Genomic DNA, 21,832 nt, shown 5'->3' on the forward strand with positions numbered 1-21,832 from the left:
GGCCGCGCGCAGGTGGCCCCCGGCGCCCGGGCCGGGCGCCCGGTGGAAATCGGGTCGCTCGTACGGCGCGCTCCCTGCTAGTCATGCACTCATGACGATGGAGTTGCGGGTTCTGGACCAGGCGGAGTGGGACGAGTGGTACGGGGCCGTGGTGGTGGCCTTCGGCGGGGTCCCCGACGCTCCCGAGGAGCTGGCCGGGTGGCGCGAGCTGATCGACCCCGAACGCACGATCGCCGTGTGGGACGGCTCGCTGTGCGTGGCCGGAACCAGCACCTTCCCGTTCCGCCTGAGCGTGCCGGGCGGCGCCGTCGTTCCCGCCGCGGGGGTGACCGCCGTCGGCGTCATGGGCACCCATCGCCGCCGCGGCGTCCTCACGTCGATGATGCGGCGCCAGCTCGACGACCTGCGCGAGCGGGGCGAGGCGCTGGCCGTCCTGACCGCGTCCGAGCCCGCCATCTACGGGCGGTTCGGGTACGGGATCGCTTCGATGGCGCTGTCCGCCGAGATCGACACGGCCCGGGTCCGCATCGCCCTGCCGCCGGGCGCCGAGGAGGTGAGCCTGCGGTACGCGAAGGTGGACGAGTCGCTGGCCCGCTGCGAGGAGCTGTACGCGCGCCTGGTGCCGCGCCGCCCGGGCATGCTGGCCCGCGTGCCGGGCTGGGACCGGTTCAACGTCATCGACCCGGAGTCCTACCGGGACGGCGGCTCGCCCTTGCAGTGCGTCCTCGCCGAGCGCGGCGGGGAGCTGGTCGGGTACACCCGCTACCGGGTCGCCGTCCAGGCGGAGCCGACGGGCGTGACGGGCACGGTGCGGCTGAAGGATCTGGAGGCCGAGGACCCGGCGGTGGCCGCGACGCTGTGGCGCTATCTGTTCGAGATCGACCTGACGAGCACGCTGAAGGCGAGGACCCGGCCGGTCGACGACCCGTTCCAGCACCTGGTGTCCGATGTGCGGCGGTGCGGGATCCGGCTGCGGGACTCGCTGCACGTACGCCTGGTCGAGGTGGGCGCGGCCCTGGAGGCGCGGACGTACGCGGCGCCCGTGGATGTGGTCCTGGAGGTCGAGGACGCGTTCTGTCCGTGGAACGCGGGCCGCTGGCGGCTGACCGGCGACACCAAGGGCGCGACCTGTGTGCGCACCGAGGATCCGGCCGAACTCGCCCTGTCCGTACGGGAGTTGGCCGCTGCCTACCTCGGCGGGGTCACGCTCGCCTCACTGGCCGGGGCGGGCCGGGTGCGCGAGTTGCGGCCGGGCGCGCTGTCCGGGGCCTCGACGGCCTTCGGCAGCGAGCTCGCGCCGTGGCTGCCTCACGGCTTCTGACAGCCGGGGCACCAGAAGAGGTTGCGGGCGGCGAGGCCGGCGGTGCGGATCTCGCTCCCGCAGAGGTGGCAGGGCAGGTTCGCCCGGCGGTAGACGTACACCTCGCCGCCGTGGTCGTCCACGCGCGGCGGGCGGCCCATGGCCTCGGGGGTGTGCTCGGGGCGGACGGTGTCGATGCGGTTGAGCCGGACGCCCTCGCGCATCAGCTCCACCAGGTCGGCCCAGATCGCGTCCCATTCGGCGCGGGTCAGGTCCTTGCCGGGCCGGTAGGGGTCGATGCCGTGCCGGAAGAGGACCTCGGCGCGGTAGACGTTGCCGACGCCCGCGATGACCTTCTGGTCCATGAGCAGGGCCGCGACGGTGGTGCGGCTCTTCGAGATCCGCTGCCAGGCCTTGACCCCGGTGTCCTCGGGCCGCAGCGGGTCCGGGCCGAGCCGGTCGTGTATCGCCTGCTTCTCGCCGTCGGTGATCAGCGAGCAGGTCGTCGGCCCGCGCAGATCGGCGTATCCGGTGTCGTTCAGCAGGCGCAGCCGGACGGTGTCGGTCGGCGGCGGGGCGGGGGCGTCGCCGAAGCCGTACTTGCCGAACAGGCCGAGGTGGATGTGGATCCAGCCCGAGGGCCCGAAGCCGAGGAAGAGGTGCTTCCCGTGGGCTTCGGCGTCTTCCAGGACCTGGCCGTCGACCAGGGCCGCGCCGTCCGAGAACTTGCCCTGGGGGCTGGACGCGCGCAGCGGCCGGCCGCCGAACCTCAGGTCGTGGTCGGCGGCCAGGCGGTGGATGGTGTGGCCCTCGGGCATGGGCCGGGCTCAGCCCTGCTGCGGGTGGTGGGCCGGGATCTCGGGGAGCTTGCCGGTGGTCTCGTACTCGGTGAGCATCTCGATGCGGCGGGTGTGACGCGCCTCCCCCGAGTACGGGGTGGCGAGGAAGATCTCGACGAACCTGGTCGCCTCCTCCTCGGTGTGCATCCGGCCGCCGATGGAGATCACATTGGCGTCGTTGTGCTCACGGCCGAGGGCCGCGGTCTGCTCGCTCCAGGCCAGCGCGGCGCGGACGCCCTTGACCTTGTTGGCGGCGATCTGCTCGCCGTTGCCGGAGCCGCCGATCACGATGCCGAGCGAGTCCGGGTCGCCGGCCGTCTTCTCGGCGGCACGCAGACAGAACGGCGGGTAGTCGTCCTGGGCGTCGTAGATGTGCGGACCGCAGTCCACGGGCTCGTGCCCGTGGGCGGTGAGCCACTCGACGAGGTGGTTCTTGAGTTCGAAGCCGGCATGGTCGGAGCCGAGGTACACGCGCATGTACCGAGTGTGGCATGCGCGGGGCAGGGCAGGGCTTAGCGGGGTGAGGACTTTGGTCCCCGCACTTGGTCCCGTCTAACGATCCGGATTCAGGCCTTCCGTCCCGAAGCGGACCAGGTTTGAATACCCGGGCTCGTAACCCGAGTGCTCCGAAGACTTAAGGAAGCGTCTATGACCTCGCAGCCGTCCCTTGCGAAGGAAGACCGCCTGCCCGGTGAACCCGGTGATCCGCAGGTGCCCGACAGCGGCCTCAAGGCTGGTCTCAAGAACCGCCATCTCTCCATGATCGCCATCGGTGGCGTGATCGGCGCCGGCCTGTTCGTGGGCTCCGGCTCCGGCATCGCCGCGGCGGGACCCGCCATTCTGCTCTCGTACGCACTCGTCGGCGTGATGGTCGTCTTCGTGATGCGGATGCTGGGCGAGATGGCCGCCGCCCGCCCGTCGTCGGGCTCGTTCTCGGCGTACGCCGACCGTGCGCTCGGCCGCTGGGCCGGCTTCTCGATCGGCTGGCTCTACTGGTTCTTCTGGGTCGTGGTGCTCGCGGTCGAGGGGACGGCCGGCGCGAAGATCCTGCACGACTGGGTGCCGGGGGTCCCGCAGTGGGGCTGGGCGCTGATAGTGATGCTGGTCCTGACCGCCACCAACCTGGCCTCGGTCTCCTCGTACGGCGAGTTCGAGTTCTGGTTCGCCGGGATCAAGGTCGTCGCGATCGGCGGCTTCGTGATCATCGGCCTTCTCGCGGTGTTCGGCGTGCTGCCGGGCTCGGACAACCCCGGCGCGGGCCTCGCGCACCTCACGGACGCGGGCGGATTCTTCCCCAAGGGGTACGGCGCGATCCTCACCGGTGTCCTGATGGTGGTCTTCTCCTTCATGGGCTCCGAGATCGTCACGCTGGCCGCCGGCGAGTCCGAGGACCCGCGGCGCGCGGTGACCAAGGCCACCAACAGCGTGATCTGGCGGATCGCGGTCTTCTACCTCGGTTCGATCTTCGTGGTGCTCACGCTCCTGAAGTGGAGCGACCCCTCGATCGTCGCCGACGGCTCCTACGTCGCGGCCCTGAAGACGATCGGCATTCCGCACGCCGACCAGATCATGAACGTGATCGTCCTGACGGCGGTCCTGTCCTGCCTCAACTCCGGCCTCTACACGGCCTCCCGGATGGCGTTCTCGCTCGGTGAGCGCGGCGACGCGCCGAAGTCCTTCGCCCGCACCAACAAGCGGGGCGTGCCGCAGGTCGCGATCCTGTCCTCGGTCGTCTTCGGCTTCGTGGCCGTCTTCTTCAACTACAAGTGGCCGGACACCGTCTTCGCGTTCCTGCTCAACTCCTCCGGTGCGGTCGCCCTGTTCGTGTGGCTGGTGATCTGCTTCACCCAGCTGCGGATGCGCGGGATCATCCTGCGCGAACAGCCGGAGAAGCTGACCGTGAAGATGTGGGGCTTCCCCTATCTCACCTGGCTGACGATCGGGATGATCTCCTTCGTCCTCGTCTACATGCTGTACGACAAGTCCGGCCGTGAGCAGGTGCTGCTCTCCCTGCTCGTCGCGGCGCTCGTCATCGTGATCGCGGTCGTCAAGCAGCAGGTGCTGGCGCGGCGCGCCCCCGCGCGGAGCGGTGTGAAGGAAGAGGTCACCGCGCCGTAGGCGTGTTCCAGGAGTGCTGGAACGGAAGAGGGCCCGGCAGCCGCCGGGCCCTCTTCGTCGTACACCTGCCGGGACTCAGCCCTTGCGGCCGAGGAACTTCCACGCGGCCGGGAGGAGGCCCATCGCCAGGGCGGCCTTCAGGGCGTCGCCGATGAGGAATGGGGTGAGGCCGGCGGCGACCGCGGCGGTCAGGGACATGCCGGTCGAGGCGGCGAGGTAGGGCACGCCCACCGCGTAGATGATCGCCGAGCCGAGCACCATCGTGCCCGCCGTGCGCGGCACCGAGCGGTCGGCGCCGCGGCGGGCCAGGGCGCCGACGACGGTGGAGGCGAGCAGCATGCCGAGGACGTAGCCGAAGGAGGCGCCGCCCGCGCCGGAGGTGCCGTCCGCGAACCACGGCATCCCGGCCATGCCGATCAGCGCGTACAGCGCGAGCGAGAGGAAGCCGCGGCCGGCGCCGAGGCCCGCGCCGACCAGGAGGGCCGCGAAGGTCTGGCCGGTGACCGGGACGGGCGAGCCGGGGACGGGCACGGCTATCTGGGCGGCGATGCCGGTGAGCGCGGCGCCGCCGGCGACGAGCGCGATGTCCCGGGCACGGGAGGCGGGCAGCAGGTCGGCGAGGACCGATCCGGTACGGGGGGCGGCGGACGCAGTGCTCATCGGAACTCCGGCAGGTATTGGGGCAGCGGGACGTGCTGGGGACACGGTGACGTTAGCCCACGGAATCTCGCCGGATCACCAGCAGCCGCCCACAAAGCGGGTGTTGAAGCCTTGGTGGGGTCCGGACAAAGGACGGGATTCACGCCTCGCCCGGGGTGACCCTCGTCACTACGCCGATCGTCCCGGGTATCCCTTTTGCGCCCGGGGTCGTGACTCGGCGAGACTGTAGATTCCCCATAAACCGAAAGTTACGAGCGCCATGCACGAGTCCCCGCCCGCCGAGCCCCTCTCGCACGGCCTGAAACAGCGCCACCTGACCATGCTCGGCCTCGGCGGGGTGATCGGCGCGGGACTCTTCGTGGGGTCGGGCGCCGGTATCGCGGTGGCGGGCCCCGGCATCATCGTCTCGTATCTGATCGCGGGTGCCATCGCGATGCTGGTGATGCGGATGCTCGGCGAGATGTCGGCGGCGATGCCCGCGTCCGGCTCGTTCTCGGTGCACGCGGAGCGGGCGCTCGGCCGCTGGGCCGGGTTCAGCGTGGGCTGGCTGTACTGGTTCCTGCTCGTGGTGGTGCTCGCCGTGGAGGCGACCGGCGCCGCGAAGATCGCGAACGGCTGGGCGCCGGGGGTTCCGCAGTGGGCCTGGGTGCTGATCTTCATGGTGGTGTTCACCGTCGCCAACCTGGCCGCGGTCAAGAACTTCGGCGAGTTCGAGTTCTGGTTCGCCGCCCTGAAGATCTTCGCGATCGTGGCGTTCCTGGTGCTCGGCCTGCTCGCCGTCTTCGGCGTGCTGCCCGACACCTCGGCGGTGGGCCTCGCCAACCTGACCGGCCAGGGCGGCTTCCTGCCCGCAGGCTGGAGCGGAGTGGTCTCCGGGGTGCTAGCGGTGATCTTCGCGTTCGGCGGCCTTGAGGTGGTCACGATCGCCGCCGCCGAGTCCGACGACCCGGTGCGCGCGGTCGGGCGCGCGGTGCGCAGCGCGGTCTGGCGCATCCTCTTCTTCTACGTGGGCTCGATGCTGGTCATCGTGACGCTGCTGCCGTGGACGTCGATGAAGCCGGGCCAGAGCCCGTACGTCGCGGTCCTCGACTCGATCGGCATCCCGGGAGCCGGCCAGATCATGAACATCGTGGTGTTCGTGGCCCTGCTCTCCGCCCTCAACGCCAATCTGTACGGCTCCTCGCGCATGATCTTCTCGCTCGCCGAACGGGGCGAGGCGCCGAAGGGCCTCCTGAAGGTGTCGGGCGGCGGGGTGCCGCGCCGCGCGGTGCTGGCCTCGGTGGCCTTCGGGTTCGTCTCCGTGCTGCTGAACCTGAAGTGGCCGGACTCGGTATTCCTCTACATGCTCAACGCGGTCGGCGCGGTGCTGCTTTTCGTGTGGGCGCTGATCGCCTTGTCGCAGCTGCGCCTTCGCCGCCGCATCGAGCGCGAGGCACCCGAGACGCTGGCCCTGAAGATGTGGGCCTTCCCGTATCTCACCTGGGCCGCGCTCGCCGCGATGGCCGCGGTGCTCGTCCTGATGCTGTTCGACTCCTCGGCCCGGCCACAGCTGCTGTGGTCGGCGGGGGCGACGGCGCTGGTGCTCGTGGTGGCAGGGGTACGGGAGTGGCGTACGCGGCGCGTGTGAAGTGCGGAAGTAAGGCGTGGCGCGCAGGAGAGCCGAGGTACGGGACGGGCGCACGCGGCGCGCGTGAAGATCGCGTAAACAAAACGCACGTGTCTCTTCACGCTGTGTGAGTCGAGTGTCCGCATAGCGGTCGGGTGTTCCCTCTGAGCGGGGCCGCCCTAAGACTGTGGGCTCCGTGCCGCCGACCCGGTGGATCAGCTACTGAACAGGGCATGCCCATGTCTCGGACAACCGCGCCCGCGCCGGACGACAGCCGGCCGAAGACCGACTCGCCGCTCACGCACGGCCTCAAGCAGCGCCACCTCTCGATGATCGCCCTCGGCGGTGTGATCGGCGCCGGCCTGTTCGTGGGCTCCGGCACCGCGATCGCCGCGGCCGGCCCGTCGATCATCCTCGCCTACGCGATATCGGGCGCCCTGGTCATGCTCGTCATGCGCATGCTGGGCGAGATGTCGGCCGCCAACCCCGCCTCCGGCTCCTTCTCGGTGCACGCCGAGCGGGCGATCGGGCCCTGGGCCGGATTCACCGCGGGCTGGGCCTTCTGGTTCCTGCTGTGCGTGGCCGTCGGCCTGGAGGGCATCGGCGCGGCGGGCATCGTGCACGGCTGGCTGCCGGGGGTCCCGGAGTGGGCCCTGGTCGCCGTGTTCATGCTGCTGTTCTGCGGCACCAACCTGGCGGCCGTGAAGAACTTCGGCGAGTTCGAGTTCTGGTTCGCCGCGCTGAAGATCGGCGCGATCACGCTCTTCCTGGTCATCGGCGTCCTGGCGATCATCGGCGTGCTGCCCGACACCAACGCACCGGGCCTGACGAACCTCACCGGCCAGGGCGGCTTCATGCCCAACGGCAGCGAGGGCCTCATCGTCGGACTGCTCGCCTCCGTCTTCGCGTACGGCGGCCTGGAGACGGTCACCATCGCGGCGGCCGAGTCCGAACACCCCGTCCAGGGCGTCGCGAAGGCCGTGCGCACCGCGATGTGGCGGATCGCGATCTTCTACGTGGGCTCGATGGCCGTCGTCGTGACGCTGCTGCCGTGGACCACGAAGGACATCGCCGCCAAGGGCCCGTACGTCGCGACCCTGGATTACCTGAGCATCCCCGGGGCCGGCCGGATCATGGACGTGGTCATCCTCGTCGCGCTGCTCTCGGCGATGAACGCGAACATCTACGGCGCGTCCCGGATGGCCGGCTCGCTCGTCTCGCGCGGTCAGGGCCCCAAGGTGCTCGGCAGGATCTCCGGCGGGGTGCCGCGCGTCGCGGTGCTCACGTCCTCGGCCTTCGGCTTCGTGTGCGTCCTGCTGAGCTACTGGCGCCCGGACGACATCTTCCAGTGGCTCCTGAACACCATCGGCGCGATCATCCTGGTCGTCTGGTTCTTCATCGCCGCCTCGCAGCTGCTGCTGCGCCGCCGCATCGAGCGCGAGGCCCCGGAGAAGCTCGTCGTGAAGATGTGGCTGTACCCCTGGCTCACCTGGATCGCGCTGGCCGGCATGGCGGCGGTGTTCGTCCTGATGGCCCGCGAGGACGGCACGCGCGTCCAGCTCTACTACACGGGCGGCCTCACGCTGCTGCTGGCGATCATCGGCTACATCCGCCAGCGCACCTCGCCGAGCACCCCGCTGGAGGCCTGACCGCACCCCCTCCCCCAGGGGCGTTCAGCGCGTACCGAAGTGGGTCAGCCAGCCCCAGAGCACCAGCATGGCCGAGCAGGAAACCGCCAGCTGGACATTGACGCTCACGCTGTTCCGGGGCCTGTCCCTGCCGGATTCCACCATCTCCGCCATGAGTTCGCGGACCTTCGCCCCCTGCCCGAGCAGACCGAGGAGCAGCCCGCACAGCGCTGTCGCGTACATCGGCAACAGCCGTTCCAGGGGCACCCCTTTCACGAGCACCGACGCCATCACGAAGACGGCCCCCAGGACGGGTATCGCGGCGACCCGCAGCTTGTAGGCGCGCTGGGGCATGAGCGGGACCAGGTACAGCCAGAGCCAGACCGTGCTCACGGCGGAGACGGTCCACCAGGACCCGATGCCGATGGCGGGCGGCTCCACGGGCACTCCTGTCGCTTATGTGCGGGAAACGGATATTCGTCCGCCGACTTTATCGAAGCCGCCCCGGCCCCCGGGGCGGCCCCCTCCCCTGCTCGCACCCCGCCCCAGGCCCCGGGACCCAGGACTTTTTGCTGAGGTCACCCTTAGCTGCGAAGCCGTATTGCTGCTGATAGCGTGCACTTGCACATCAATTGCAATAAGCATTTGCAGTGAGCAGTCGGAGGGCTCGGACATGGCCATTTACACGCTTCCTGAACTTCCGTACGACTACGCGGCGCTCGAACCCGTCATCAGCCCGGAGATCATCGAGCTGCACCACGACAAGCACCACGCGGCGTACGTGAAGGGCGCGAACGACACCCTGGAGCAGCTCGCGGAGGCGCGCGACAAGGACTCCTGGGGGTCGATCAACGGCCTGGAGAAGAACCTCGCGTTCCACCTCTCCGGCCACATCCTGCACTCGATCTACTGGCACAACATGACGGGCGACGGCGGCGGCGAGCCGCTGGAGAAGGACGGCACCGGCGAGCTGGCCGACGCCATCGCCGAGTCCTTCGGCTCCTTCGCCAAGTTCAAGGCCCAGCTGACCAAGGCCTCGGCGACGACGCAGGGTTCGGGCTGGGGCGTCCTCGCCTACGAGCCCATCAGCGGCCGCCTCGTGGTGGAGCAGATCTACGACCACCAGGGCAACGTGGGCCAGGGCTCGACCCCGATCCTGGTCTTCGACGCCTGGGAGCACGCCTTCTACCTCCAGTACCGGAACCAGAAGGTCGACTTCATCGAGGCCATGTGGCGGGTCGTCAACTGGCAGGACGTGGCCAAGCGTTACACCGCAGCCAAGCAGGCCGGCAACAACCTGCTCCTCGTGCCGTAGGGCAACGCGACCCGACTGGGTGCAACTCCCTTCACAACAGGCCCACTTGGGCCCCAGGCGTCCTGCTCGTGATCGTCTTCTCAACCTTCACCTGCGGACGGAATGACCGGCCGGCCCTCGCGAGGACATGACTCGCGGGGGCCGTCCGCGTTCAACCGCCGCGACGGCGAGGGGCGTTGTCAGTGGCGGGTGCCATGCTCGGTCCATGGACACAGCAGAGCTCTGGCAGTTGATCGACGACGCCCGCGCGCGGGTGCCGCACGGCGGGGACGCCGAGGCGGTCGCCGCGCAGGCCTCGGCGCTGCTCGCGGAGCGCCCGGCCGGCGAGATCCGGGCCGCCCAGCAGATCCTGTGGGACCTGATGGCGCGGTCGTACACGGCCCCGCTGTGGGCGGCGGCGTACACGATCAACGGCGGCTGCTCGGACGACGGGTTCGACTACTTCAGGGGCTGGCTCATAGCCCAGGGGCGCGAGGCGTACGAGGCCGCCGTGGCCGATCCCGACAGTCTGGCCGGGCTCGCGGCGGTGCGGGAGGCGGCCGTCACCTGGGAGGAGCTGGAGTGCGAGCCGGTCCTCGCGATCGCCTGGGACGCCCATCTCAAGGCGACCGGGCAGGAACTGCCCGGCGACTGCTTCACCATCGACTACCCGCTCCTGGACCCGGAGTGGGACTTCGACTTCGACGACGCCGACGAGGTGGCCCGCAGACTGCCGCGCACGGCGGCCCTGCACGCCTGAGAACCCGCGCGGAGGGCGCCCGCCCCAGGACGTGGCGGGCGCCCGGTGCCGGTCAGAGGTTGCTGAAGTCGGGGCCCTTGGTGCGGCTGCGCTTGAGCTCGTAGAAGCCGGGGGTGGCGGCGACCAGCAGAGTGCCGTCCCACAGCTTGGCCGCGGCCTCGCCCTGGGGGGCGGGGGTGACGACGGGGCCGAAGAAGGCGATCTGCTCGCCGTCGGCGCCCGGCACCGCGATGACGGGGGTGCCGACGTCCTGGCCGACCTTCTCGATGCCCTCCTTGTGGGAGGCGCGCAGCTGGACGTCGTAGGTGTCCCGGTCCGCGTAGTCGATGAGGTCGGCGGGCAGGCCCACGTCCTTGAGTGCCGCGGCGACGGCCTCGCGGGTCGTGCCGAGGCCCTCGTTGTGGATGCGGGTGCCGAGCGCGGTGTAGAGCTTGCCGACGACCTCGTCGCCGTGCAGCTCGCGGGCCGCGATCACCACGCGGACCGGGCCCCAGGCCCTGCCGCCGGGCCGCATGTTCTCGGCGTACTCCTCGGGCAGCTCGTCCAGGCGGTCCTCGTTGAGCACCGCGAGGCTCATCACATGCCAGCGCACCTCGACGTCACGGACCTTCTCGACCTCCAGCATCCAGCGCGAGGTCATCCAGGCCCAGGGGCACAGGGGGTCGAACCAGAAGTCGACGGGGGTCTTGGCGGAGTCGGACATGTCTCTCCTCGGGCAACAGCGTGCGACAGCGGACGACGTCGGAAAACAAGCGTCTGTACCGGCGAACACCGGAGGCGGCCGAAAGCATTCCGCCGTGCACCCGATGGGGCCGACCGTCTTCCCGCTCGGCTCCCGCTCCGGTGGCATGGGAGGATCGAGTCCGTTCGAACGAGACACGAAGGAGTGCCCGTGCCCGGTGAGAATCTGTCCCGCGACGAGGCCCGTGAGCGGGCCGAGCTGCTGTCCGTCGAGGGCTACGACGTCTCTCTCGACCTGCGGTCCGCGGTCGGTGAGGCCCCGGGCGGGCCCCGCACGTTCCGGTCCCTGACCACGATCCGCTTCCGCTCGGCCCGCCCCGGCGCCTCGACGTTCGCCGACCTCATCGCCCCGTCGGTGACCTCGGTGACCCTGAACGGCCGCGCGCTGGACGTGGCCGAGGTCTTCGACGGCAGCAGGATCGCCCTGGACGACCTGGCCGCCGACAACGTCCTCGTCGTCGACGCGCAGTGCGCGTACAGCCGGACCGGCGAGGGCATGCACCGCTTCGTCGACCCGGAGGACGGCGAGGTCTACCTCTACACGCAGTACGAACCGGCCGACTCCCGCCGGGTGTTCGCCAACTTCGAGCAGCCCGACCTCAAGGCCCGCTTCACCTTCGAGGCGCAGGCCCCCGAGGGCTGGACGGTGTGGTCCAACGGTTCGGGCGGCCAGGAGGCCGACGGGGTGTGGCGGTTCGCCGCCACCGAGCCGATCTCGACGTACATCACCTGCGTGGTCGCCGGCCCGTACCACTACGTGACCGACTCCTACACCCGCACGTTCGACGACGGGCGCACACGGGAGATCCCGCTCGGCGCGCTGTGCCGCAAGGGGCTCGCCAAGCACTTCGACGCGGACGACGTCTTCCTGGTCACCAAGCAGGGCCTGGACTTCTTCCACGACAACTTCGACTTCCCCTACCCGTTCGGGAAGTACGACCAGGCGTTCGTGCCGGAGTACAACCTGGGCGCGATGGAGAACCCGGGCCTGGTGACCTTCCGCGAGGAGTACATCTACCGCGGCAAGGTGACCCGGGCCGCCTACGAGCGCCGGGCCAACGTCATCCTGCACGAGATGGCCCACATGTGGTTCGGCGACCTGGTCACCATGGTGTGGTGGGACGACCTGTGGCTGAAGGAGTCCTTCGCCGACTTCATGGGCTCGTTCTCGCAGGCCGAGGCGACGCGCTTCACCAACAGCTGGGTGACCTTCGCCAACAATCGCAAGGCGTGGGCCTACCGGGCCGACCAGCTTCCCTCCACGCACCCGATCACGGCCGACATCCGCGACCTGGAGGACGCCAAGCTCAACTTCGACGGGATCACGTACGCCAAGGGCGCCTCGGTGCTCAAGCAGCTCGTCGCGTACGTGGGCCGGGACGACTTCCTCGAAGGGGCCCGGCGCTACTTCAAGCGGCACGCCTACGGCAACACCCGGCTCGGCGATCTGCTGACCGTCCTCGAAGAGGTGTCCGGTCGCGACATGGCCACCTGGTCGCGCTCCTGGCTACAGACGGCGGGCGTCAACTCCCTTACGCCGGTGGCCACTTATGACGCCGGGGACCGGATCACCGAGCTCGCCGTGCTCCAGGAGGCGGCCCCCTCGCACCCGGAGCTGCGCCCGCACCGGGTCGCGGTGGGCCTGTACCGCAACGAGGCCGGCGCCCTGGTGCGCTACGCCCGCGCCGAGGCCGACGTGGAAGGTCCGCGGACCGTCGTCACCGAGCTCGCCGGGGCCGAGCGGCCCGATCTGATCCTGGTCAACGACGACGACCTGACCTACTGCAAGATCCGTTTCGACGAGGGCTCGCTGGCCACCCTGCGCGCCCACCTCGGCGACATCAGCGATCCCCTGGCGCGCGCCCTGTGCTGGTCGGCGCTGTGGAACCTGACGCGGGACGCGCTGATGCCCGCCCGTGACTTCGTCGCGCTCGTCCTCGCGCACGCCGGCCGCGAGTCCGACATCGGCGTGCTCCAGATGCTGCACGCCTGGGCCGGGTCCGCGGTCACGCACTACGCGGCTCCGGACTGGCGCGAGGAGGGCGGCCGGCTGCTCGCCGAGGGCGCCCTGCGCGAGCTGCGGCTCGCCGAGCCGGGCAGCCAGCACCAGCTGACCTGGGCCCGCTTCTTCGCGGCGACGGCCGCCACCGACGCCGACTTCCAGCTCCTGCGGGGGCTGCTCGCGGACACCGCGAAGGTCGACGGCCTCGACGTGGACCAGGAGCTGCGCTGGGCGCTGCTCGAACCGCTGGCCGCACACGGCATCGCCGACGAGGCCGCCATCGACGCGGAGCTGGCCCGCGACGACACCGCCTCCGGCAAGCGCCACCAGGTGCGCTGCCTGGCGGGGCGCCCGTCCGAGGCGGTCAAGGCGCAGGCCTGGGCGCAGGTCGTGGAGTCGGACGCGCTGTCCAACGCCCTGGTGGAAGCCACCATTTCGGGCTTCAACCAGCCCTCGCAGCGCGAGCTGACCGCCCCGTACGCCGCGAAGTACTTCGCGGCGATCGAGCGGGTGTGGGCCGAGCGTTCGATCCAGATCGGCATGGACGTCGTCAAGGGCCTGTTCCCCGGGCTCCAGAACGACGAGGCCACCCTGGCCGCGACGGACGCGTGGCTCGCCGCGCACGAGGACGCGGCCCCCGCGCTGCGCCGCCTGGTGCTGGAGGCCCGCGACGACCTGGCCCGCACGCTGCGCGGCCAGGTCTGCGACGCCACGGCCGCCGCCCGCTGACGCCCGTTCGGGGGGCCCGGGAACGGGCCCCCTGATCGGCACTCGAACGCCCGTACTTTAGGACGGTGTTGTCCGGATTTGTCGACGGGCCTGTAACAGCGGTTAGCTGGGGCTCCGGGTGCGGAAAACCCTGCGGCATGAACCACAACACCCCGCTCTCCCCCCGCCCCCTGAGCCACCTCACCGAAGTGCAGCAGCGCGTGCTCTCCGCCAACCAGCTGCGCGCGCACGGGGTTTCGGCCGCGCGTACCGCCGCCCAGTGCCGGCCCGGCGGCCCCTGGCAGCAACTGCTTCCCGGCGTGTACCTGCTGCACCCGGGCCCGGCCACCAGCGAGGAGCGGCTGCACGCCGCGCTGCTGTTCGCGGGGTGGCCGGCCGCCGGACGCGCCAAGGCCATTCCGGCACAGGGCCAGGCCCACGACCAGCCGCCGGGGGCCGTCGTCACCGGGCTCGCGGCGCTCGCGATGCACCGGTTCTCGGCCGCTCCCCCGCTGCACTCGCTCGACCGGATCGACGTGCTGGTGCCGCGCACCCGGCGGCTGCGCTCCACGGGCTTCGTCCAACTGGTGCGCGCGGTGGCGATGCCGGGCGCGGAGATGATCGCGGGCGTGCCGGTGGCGCCGGTGCCGCGGGCGCTCGCCGACGCGGTCGCGGTCCTCGACGACGCCGAGGCGGTGCGCCGCCTGCTCACCGAGGCCGTGCGCTGCGGGCACACCGAACCGGCCGCGATCGTGCGGGAGTTGACGCAGGCGCGGCTGCTGACCCGGGCCCATGTGGTGGACGCGGTGGACGCGCTGCTCGCCGAGGGACGCTCGATCGCCGAGGAGCGGCTCTACGCCATGGTGCGCGGGTTCGGCCTGCCGGACCCGCTGTGGAACGTGGACCTGCGGCTGCCGGGCGGCCCGCACCTGGGCGGCCTCGACGCGTACTGGCCGGAGCAGGCGGTCGCGGTGGAGCTGGACACCCGGGCGGCCCGGCAGGACGACGACGCGCTGTTCTCGGAGTGCGCGCGCAAGCGCGAGGCACTGGAGCGGCTCGGGATCACCGTCGTGCACATCACGCCCAAGAAGCTGCGCACCGCGCTCGAACAGCAGGCGGCCGTGGTGCGGACCGCGCTGATGGCGTCCACCGAACGGGAGCCGGCCGCCTATGTGGTGGTCCTCCCCCGCTGACGCCGGGCGCGGGCGGCGGGCCTTCATGGAGGGGAACGGCCCGCCGCCCGCGACCGGAAGAAGGCGGCCGGCGACCGGTTCAGTCGGCGGCCGGATGCGTCCGCCGCGCCTTGCCGGTCGCCGGCCGGGCGTGCCACAACTCGATTCCCACGTCGACGAGTTCGACCCGGTCCAGATCGCTCACCGCGTCCAGGCGGTGCCAGGCGGCCAGGTCGGTGGAGCCGTTGGTCTCGTGGCGCAGCTCGCCGCCGGTGACCCGGCCCTCGTAGACGATGCGCAGCCCCTGGAAGTCCGCGAACCGGCCGAGCTTGCGCGGATAGCGCCGGTTGATGGAGTCGATGCCGAGCAGCCGGACCGGTTCGACCGCGTAGCCGGTCTCCTCGTCGAGTTCGCGCACCACGGTGTCGAGGGGATCCTCACCGTGGTCCATGCCGCCGCCCGGCAGCGTCCACCGCTTGGTGCCGTCCCGGGCCACCCAGCGCGCCAGCAGGATCTCCCGGACGCCGCCGGTTTCCCGTACGCATACGGCGTAGGCCGCCACCCGCAACTCCGTGTTCATTTGGTGAGATTACGGGTCGGCGTGCGTGTGCGCCCGCCCCTGGGGAGAACCGTGCCGGTTCGACCTGGCGGATCCGGTGCGCTGGCGGGAAAGCGCCATGTTCACATCACGTAACGGTCAACTCTCCACAAACAACAGTCATATACGCAATGCTCAGCGGTCATCCGGTACCGAATTTCGAACCGTTCACGAGTCCGGACCTTTACCCACATCACAGGGATGCTGAATGACCACTGAATCCCCGCGCCCCATACCCGGGGCGAGACGCACGGCCCGAATAGCGGCGGCGGCCGGCCTGGTGGCCGCGCTCGTCACGGCGGGCGCAGCCCCGGCCTTCGCCGCCACCGGCGGCGACGGTCCGACGTCCGTGCCCCCGGTGAAGACCGCTCCGGCCAAGACCGCCGAGGACAAGCTCGGCAAGGCCGATGAGCAGCGTCTCGCCGAGGCGCAGGCCAAGGGCGAGAAGAGCGTCACCGTCATGGTGGCGACCGCCCCGGGTGCCACGTCCGACGTCACCGAGCAGCTGCACGCGGTCGCGGGGGCGACCGTGGGCAAGCGGGACGACAAGCTCGGCTACGTCCGGGCGACCCTGCCGACGGCCAAGGCCGAGGCCGCCCTGAAGGCCGCAGCGAAGCTGCCCTCGGTGGACGGCATCGACCTCAAGCAGGACATTCAGCTGGACGACCCGACCCCGTCGGGCGACACCACGAAGTCCGCCAAGCAGCTGCGCACCTCGGGCAGCTACCCCGCGCCGGACAAGAACACCCCCGCGAAGAACCCGTACAACCCGAACTTCGAGACGGGTGCGGTCGACTTCGTGAAGCAGCACCCCGAGGCGGACGGCCGCGGGGTCACCATCGGCATCCTGGACTCCGGCGTCGACCTCGGTCACCCCGCGCTCCAGAAGACCACCACCGGCGAGCGCAAGATCGTCGACTGGGTCACCTCGACCGACCCGGTGCAGGACAACGACGGCACCTGGCTGCGCGCCAACACCGCCGTCTCCGGGCCGACGTTCACCGCGGGCGGCAGGACGTGGAAGGCCCCGGCGGGCTCCTACGACTTCTCCACCTTCGCCGAGAAGGTCACCAAGGGCGGCGACGCGGCCGGCGACCTGAACCGGGACGGCGACACCACCGACACCTGGGGCGTGCTCTACGACCCGGTCGCCGGCACGGTCCGGGTGGACCTGAACAACAACAACGACTTCTCGGACGACGCTCCGATGAAGCCGTACAAGGACGGCTACCAGGTCGGCTACTTCGGTACCGACAACCCGGCGACCGATGTCGTCGAGCGGGTGCCGTTCACCGTGGAGATCCGCAAGAACGTCGTCTACGACGCTGCCGGGCACACCTCGGACTACGTCAACATCGGCGTCATCGAGTCCGAGCACGGCACCCACGTCGCGGGCATCACCTCCGCGAACGGCCTGTTCGGCGGCAGGATGAGCGGTGCCGCGCCCGGCGCGAAGATCGTCTCCTCGCGCGCCTGCAACTGGGACGGCGGCTGCACCAACATCGCGCTGACCGAGGGCATGATCGACCTCGTCACCAACCGCCACGTCGACATCGTGAACATGTCGATCGGCGGCCTGCCGGCGCTCAACGACGGCAACAACGCGCGCGCCGCGCTCTACAAGCGCCTCATCGACAGCTACGGCGTGCAGCTGGTCATCTCGGCCGGCAACGACGGCCCGGGCGTCAACACCATCGGTGACCCCGGCCTCGCCGACCACGTCATCTCCGTCGGCGCGAGCATCTCCAAGGAGACCTGGGCCGCCAACTACGGCTCCGGTGTCTCCACGGACTACCAGATGATGCCGTTCTCCTCGCGCGGCCCGCGCGAGGACGGCGGCTTCACGCCGACCCTCAGCGCCCCGGGCGCGGCCATCAACTCCACCCAGACCTGGCTGCCCGGCAGCCCGGTCAAGGAGGCGGGCTACAGCCTGCCGGCCGGCTACTCGATGCTCCAGGGCACCTCGATGGCCTCCCCGCAGGCCGCCGGCGCCTCGGCGCTGCTCATCTCGGCCGCCAAGCAGCAGGGCATCGACCTGCCGCCGGCCGATCTGCGCACCGCGCTGACCTCGACGGCCAAGCACATCAAGGGCACCCAGGCCTACTCCGAGGGTGCCGGTCTCATCAACATCGTGGGCGCCTGGGACGCGATCAAGGAGACCGCGAAGAAGCACGCCCCCGCGCACGAGTACACGGTCACCGCGCCGGTCTCCAGCGCGCTCGGCTCCGCTCTGAAGACCCCGAACGTCGGCACCGGCATCTACGACCGCGAGAGCGGTCTGAAGGCCGGACAGAAGAAGACGTACGACGTCACGGTCACCCGCACCACGGGCCCGGACAAGAACGTCAAGCACAAGCTGTCGCTGAAGAACGACGACGGCACGTTCAAGGTGCTCGGCGACAAGGAGGTGAGCCTGCCGCTCGGCAAGCCCGTCACCGTCAAGGTGCAGGCGCAGCCGAAGTCCGGCGGCGTGCACAGCGCGATCCTCCAGGTCGACGACCCCAAGACGGTCGGCGTCGACCAGCAGATCATGGCCACGGTCATCGTCGCGACCCCGATCGCGGGCCCCGGGTACACCTTCTCGGCGTCCTCGACGGTCCAGCGCAACTCGACCAAGTCGTACTTCGTGAACGTCCCGGCGGGCGCGCAGAACCTGGAAGTCCGCATGAGCGCGCTGCGCTCGGGCAGCCAGACCCGCTTCATCTCCATCCACCCCTACGGTGTGGCGGTGGACCCGACGGGAACGCCGAACTGCTACCCGAACTACGACAACCCGGCCAACACCTGCCGCCCCGACCTGCGTTCGTACGCGAACCCGCAGGCCGGTGTCTGGGAGATCGAGGTCGAGGCCCGTCGTACGTCGCCGTACCTGGACAACTCCTTCAAGCTGGACGCCTCGGTGCTCGGTGTCACCTTCGACCCGGCCACCCAGACGGTGCCCGAGGCGAAGGTCGGCACCCCGGCCCCCGTGCAGTGGAAGGTGACCAACAAGTTCGCCGCCCTCGACGGCAAGCTGACGGGCGGCTCGCTCGGCTCGGCGAAGGTCGCGAACCCCACCATCAAGGCCGGTGAGACGCAGACCAGCACGGTGACCATCGGCGCGGGCGTCGAGCACCTGGACGTCTCCATCGGCGGCACCTCGGACGCGGGCGCCGACCTCGACCTGTACGTCTTCGACCAGAGCGGCAAGGCCGTCGCCCAGTCGACGACGAGCAGCGCCAACGAGTCGGTCAGCGTGGTCAAGCCGGCCGCCGGCACGTACACGATCCAGGTCGCGGGCTACGCGGTTCCGGCCGGGTCGACGACGTACGCCTACAAGGACGTGTACTTCGCGCCCTCGCTCGGCACGGTGAAGGTCGACACGGGCAAGACCGTCAAGCTGGCGGCCGGCGCCTCCGCACAGGTGGCGGCGGACGTCGTCGTGGCGGGCGCGGCTCCCGAGGGACGTCAGTTCTTCGGCACCGTGCAGCTGGTGAACGAGCGCGGCACCGCGGCGGGCACCGGCAGCGTGCTCATCGGGAAGGTCACGCAGTAGCGGGTGCGGTGACGGCCTGAGGAAACGACGGCGGGGCGGGTGCTCATGGAGAGCACCCGCCCCGCCTGTTTCCGTACCGGCTCAGTGCTTGAGCGAGCTCAGGTCGTAGGCATAGGTGCCGACCGCCTGGGCGATGACGTCGATGTTGAGGTCGAAGTACTTCTTGTCGATGTTCTTCAGCGTGTCGCCCGCCGCGTGGTAGTTGGGGTCGAAGGCCTCACCGGCCCTGCCTCCCCACTTCTTGGCCTGCTCGGGCGTCTTGATCTCCTCGGCGCCGGTGTAGGTGCCGCCGGCCGGGATGCCGACCGCGATGAAGGGGCCGTAGTCGGAGCGGCCGTCGAAGTCGTAGCCCTCGTGCTGCACGTGCCGCTTGTCGAGGTAGCCGTTGATGAGGCCCTCGATCTGCGCCGAGCCCTCGGGGCCGGGGCCGGCGCCCTTCTTGTCGGAGTCGTCTCCGTCGTAGACGAGCTGGGCCGCGTTCGGCGAGGCGATCATGTCGAAGTTCAGATAGAGCTTGATCTGCTTCTGCTGCCGCTCGGTGAGGTTCTTGACGTAGTGCTCCGAGCCGAGCAGGCCGAGCTCCTCACCGGACCACCAGGCGAACCGCACCTTGTTGGGGAGCTGCTTGGGGTGCTTGCGGGTCTGCTTGGTCTCCTTGGCGAGCTTGAGGGCCACTTCGAGCAGACCGGCCGAGCCGGAGCCGTTGTCGTTGATGCCGGGCCCGGCGGGCACCGAGTCGAGGTGGCTGCCGAGCGCGACCACGCTGTCCGGGTTGCCGGTGCGGGTCTCGGCGATCACGTTGCGGGTCTTCCTGGCGACGTTCTCGGTGGCCACGTCCAGGGTGACCTCGACCGGGCCCTTGGCGAGCTGCCCGGCCAGCGCCTCGCCGTCGGCCAGGCTGATCCCGGCGGCCGGGATGTGCGCGTTGTCCGGCGATTCGACGGTGCCCTGCACGGGGTCGGTCCCGGAGTGGTTGTAGACGATCACGCCGGCCGCGCCCGCCTTCGCCGCGACGGCCTCCTTCTCCTGGAAGGTGCAGCTGCCGCGCTTCACCAGCGCGATCTTCCCGGTGAAGGTGTCCGAGGCGTAGTCGTCGAGCGAGCAGCCCGGGGTGTCGTCGACGCGGGCCGCCTTCACCTGGGCGGTGAGGCCGCCGACCGGGGTCGACTTGCTGAACTTGTAGGCGGCGGTGGGCAGTTGACGCCCCCCGAGGGTCAGCTTCTGCCGCAGGGTCTTCGACTCGTAGAACGTGAAGTCCTGGTAAGAGACGTCGTACCCGGCCTGCTTGAGCTGCCCGTACACATAGGCGGCCGAGGCGTCGTAGCCTGGAGTGCCCGCGGCCCGGTTGCCGCCGTTGGCGTCGGCGATCTTCTGGAAGGCCTCCAGGTGACGGTAGGCGCTCTCCCCGGACGCCTCCTTGACCAGCTTCTTCGCCAGGTGCTGGTCGTGGGTCCCACGAGCGACGGCGGGCGTCGCCAGGGACAGGAGCACCGGGGCGGCTGCGAGGGCGGCTATGGCCCTGCTGCGACGGGATACGGGCACGGGAAATCCTCCGGAATGCGGTGCGGTGTCGCCGATGATCGACCGGCTTGCCAGGACCGTAACCAGCGAAAACGACCGTGTAGGGCATTTCGGGGCGGATGCAACACGGATGCCATGGACTTGTCACAAGTGGGCAGGTGTCCCACACCCCGGACAATGGATTGGACAAGTCCGCCGGGCGCCGACGCATCATGGATGCGCCGGAGTCGTCAGAAGACCACGTGAGCTGCACGTGAGCACCAAAGGAGTCACCGTGAGGGTCGGAATCGTCGGAGCCACCGGACAGGTCGGCTCAGTCATGCGCAAGATCCTCGTCGAGCGGGACTTCCCGGTCGACGAGCTGCGCCTGTTCGCCTCCGCGCGCTCCGCGGGCACGGTCCTGGACGGCGTGACGGTCGAGGACGCGTCCACCGCCGACTACGCGGGCCTGGACATCGTGCTGTTCTCGGCGGGCGGCGCCACCTCGCGCGCCCTGGCCGAGAAGGTCGCCTCGCAGGGTCCCGTCGTGATCGACAACTCCTCCGCCTGGCGCGGTCACCCCGAGGTCCCCCTGGTGGTCTCCGAGGTCAACCCGCACGCGGTCAAGGACCGCCCCAAGGGCATCATCGCCAACCCGAACTGCACGACGATGGCCGCCATGCCGGTGCTGCGCCCGCTGCACGACGAGGCCGGCCTCACCGCCCTCGTCGCCACCACCTACCAGGCCGTCTCCGGCTCGGGCCTGGCGGGCGTGGCCGAGCTGTACGGCCAGGCCTGCAAGGTCGCCGAGGCGGCCGACCAGCTGACCTTCGACGGCGACGCGGTCGAGTTCCCCGAGCCCGCCGTCTACAAGCGGCCCATCGCCTTCAACGTGCTCCCGCTCGCGGGCAGCATCGTCGACGACGGCTCCTTCGAGACGGACGAGGAGCAGAAGCTCCGCAACGAGTCCCGCAAGATCCTGGAGATCCCGGAGCTCAAGGTGTCCGGCACCTGTGTCCGGGTGCCGGTCTTCTCCGGCCACTCGCTCCAGGTCAACGCCCGCTTCGCCCGTCCGATCAGCGTGGAGCGCGCGTACGAGCTGCTCAAGAACGCTCCCGGCGTCGAGCTCTCCGAGATCCCGACGCCGCTCCAGGCCGCGGGCAAGGACGCGTCGTACGTGGGCCGCATCCGCAACGACGAGACCGTCGAGAACGGTCTCGCGCTCTTCCTCTCCAACGACAACCTCCGCAAGGGCGCCGCGCTCAACGCCGTCCAGATCGCGGAGCTGGTCGCGGCCGAGCTGAAGGCTTAGCCCCCTTCGGGTGCGTCCACCTTCGGGTGCGGGCCGCCTGCGGCTGCCCGCACCCGACC

Annotated in this window: 17 protein-coding genes; 10 read left to right on the forward strand and 7 right to left on the reverse strand. The window is 70.3% G+C overall.

All coding sequences use genetic code 11. The annotated features are described in order from the left end of the window. Positions 1-91: 91 nt before the first annotated feature. Positions 92-1,321 (forward strand): GNAT family N-acetyltransferase, encoded by a 1,230-nt coding sequence (locus ACFYNP_RS09215; protein ID WP_388783975.1) that lies wholly within the window; start codon positions 92-94, stop codon positions 1,319-1,321. On the opposite strand, the gene ACFYNP_RS09220 is transcribed toward ACFYNP_RS09215, so the two are convergent. After that, positions 1,309-2,118 carry an Fpg/Nei family DNA glycosylase gene (locus ACFYNP_RS09220; protein WP_388783978.1) on the reverse strand — a complete coding sequence of 270 codons (810 nt, stop codon included), beginning with the start codon at positions 2,116-2,118 and terminating at the stop codon, positions 1,309-1,311. The two genes, ACFYNP_RS09215 and ACFYNP_RS09220, sit on opposite strands and share 13 nt — an antisense overlap. 9 nt (positions 2,119-2,127) lie before the next feature. After that, entirely contained in the window at positions 2,128-2,616 is a 489-nt protein-coding gene (locus tag ACFYNP_RS09225; protein WP_161251482.1) for a ribose-5-phosphate isomerase, read from the reverse strand. Positions 2,617-2,787: 171 nt separating this feature from the next. Here ACFYNP_RS09225 and ACFYNP_RS09230 point away from each other — a divergent pair, with 171 nt between their 5' ends. Further along, entirely contained in the window at positions 2,788-4,257 is a 1,470-nt protein-coding gene (locus tag ACFYNP_RS09230; RefSeq protein WP_388407371.1) for an amino acid permease, read from the forward strand. Between the two features lie 75 nt (positions 4,258-4,332). Here ACFYNP_RS09230 and ACFYNP_RS09235 read toward each other — a convergent pair whose 3' ends face one another. Further along, positions 4,333-4,917, reverse strand: a complete 585-nt coding sequence (locus tag ACFYNP_RS09235) for a biotin transporter BioY (RefSeq protein ID WP_388407368.1) — start codon at positions 4,915-4,917, stop codon at positions 4,333-4,335. 259 nt (positions 4,918-5,176) lie between these two features. Here ACFYNP_RS09235 and ACFYNP_RS09240 point away from each other — a divergent pair, with 259 nt between their 5' ends. Next, a complete protein-coding gene (locus ACFYNP_RS09240) occupies positions 5,177-6,544 on the forward strand; it encodes an amino acid permease (protein ID WP_388783981.1) in 1,368 nt (455 codons plus the stop codon). 218 nt (positions 6,545-6,762) lie between these two features. After that, the gene (locus ACFYNP_RS09245) at positions 6,763-8,172 is read left to right on the forward strand and encodes an amino acid permease (protein ID WP_388783984.1); all 1,410 of its coding nucleotides are present in this window, start codon (positions 6,763-6,765) and stop codon (positions 8,170-8,172) included. Between the two features lie 24 nt (positions 8,173-8,196). Here the strand turns inward: ACFYNP_RS09245 and ACFYNP_RS09250 are convergent, their stop codons facing one another. Next, entirely contained in the window at positions 8,197-8,592 is a 396-nt protein-coding gene (locus ACFYNP_RS09250; RefSeq protein ID WP_388783987.1) for a hypothetical protein, read from the reverse strand. Between the two features lie 232 nt (positions 8,593-8,824). On the opposite strand from ACFYNP_RS09250, the gene ACFYNP_RS09255 reads away from it, so the two are divergent. Both ACFYNP_RS09255 and ACFYNP_RS09260 read left to right on the forward strand, forming a co-directional pair. Further along, on the forward strand, positions 8,825-9,466 hold the full coding sequence (locus ACFYNP_RS09255; protein WP_388783990.1) for a superoxide dismutase: 642 nt from the start codon (positions 8,825-8,827) through the stop codon (positions 9,464-9,466). A gap of 205 nt (positions 9,467-9,671) precedes the next feature. After that, positions 9,672-10,205 (forward strand): DUF4240 domain-containing protein, encoded by a 534-nt coding sequence (locus ACFYNP_RS09260; protein ID WP_388407355.1) that lies wholly within the window; start codon positions 9,672-9,674, stop codon positions 10,203-10,205. Positions 10,206-10,257: 52 nt separating this feature from the next. On the opposite strand, the gene ACFYNP_RS09265 is transcribed toward ACFYNP_RS09260, so the two are convergent. Further along, positions 10,258-10,908 carry a DsbA family protein gene (locus ACFYNP_RS09265; protein ID WP_388407352.1) on the reverse strand — a complete coding sequence of 217 codons (651 nt, stop codon included), beginning with the start codon at positions 10,906-10,908 and terminating at the stop codon, positions 10,258-10,260. A 189-nt stretch (positions 10,909-11,097) separates the two neighbouring features. On the opposite strand from ACFYNP_RS09265, the gene pepN reads away from it, so the two are divergent. After that, the gene (gene pepN, locus ACFYNP_RS09270; RefSeq protein ID WP_388783993.1) at positions 11,098-13,677 is read left to right on the forward strand and encodes an aminopeptidase N; all 2,580 of its coding nucleotides are present in this window, start codon (positions 11,098-11,100) and stop codon (positions 13,675-13,677) included. A gap of 137 nt (positions 13,678-13,814) precedes the next feature. After that, positions 13,815-14,849: a hypothetical protein gene (locus ACFYNP_RS09275; protein ID WP_388783996.1), complete on the forward strand. Its 1,035-nt coding sequence runs from the start codon at positions 13,815-13,817 to the stop codon at positions 14,847-14,849. A gap of 79 nt (positions 14,850-14,928) precedes the next feature. Here ACFYNP_RS09275 and ACFYNP_RS09280 read toward each other — a convergent pair whose 3' ends face one another. Then, positions 14,929-15,408, reverse strand: a complete 480-nt coding sequence (locus ACFYNP_RS09280) for an NUDIX hydrolase (protein WP_388783998.1) — start codon at positions 15,406-15,408, stop codon at positions 14,929-14,931. Positions 15,409-15,634: 226 nt separating this feature from the next. Here ACFYNP_RS09280 and ACFYNP_RS09285 point away from each other — a divergent pair, with 226 nt between their 5' ends. After that, complete coding sequence (locus ACFYNP_RS09285) at positions 15,635-18,961, forward strand: S8 family serine peptidase (protein ID WP_388784001.1); 3,327 nt, start codon at positions 15,635-15,637, stop codon at positions 18,959-18,961. A gap of 81 nt (positions 18,962-19,042) precedes the next feature. Here ACFYNP_RS09285 and ACFYNP_RS09290 read toward each other — a convergent pair whose 3' ends face one another. Further along, a complete protein-coding gene (locus ACFYNP_RS09290) occupies positions 19,043-20,503 on the reverse strand; it encodes a M28 family metallopeptidase (protein WP_388784004.1) in 1,461 nt (486 codons plus the stop codon). Between the two features lie 253 nt (positions 20,504-20,756). Here ACFYNP_RS09290 and ACFYNP_RS09295 point away from each other — a divergent pair, with 253 nt between their 5' ends. Then, entirely contained in the window at positions 20,757-21,773 is a 1,017-nt protein-coding gene (locus ACFYNP_RS09295) for an aspartate-semialdehyde dehydrogenase (protein WP_388784007.1), read from the forward strand. The last annotated feature ends 59 nt before the right edge of the window (positions 21,774-21,832 follow it).

The organism is Streptomyces sp. NPDC006691 (assembly GCF_042869955.1).
Classification (GTDB): Bacteria; Actinomycetota; Actinomycetes; order Streptomycetales; family Streptomycetaceae; genus Streptomyces.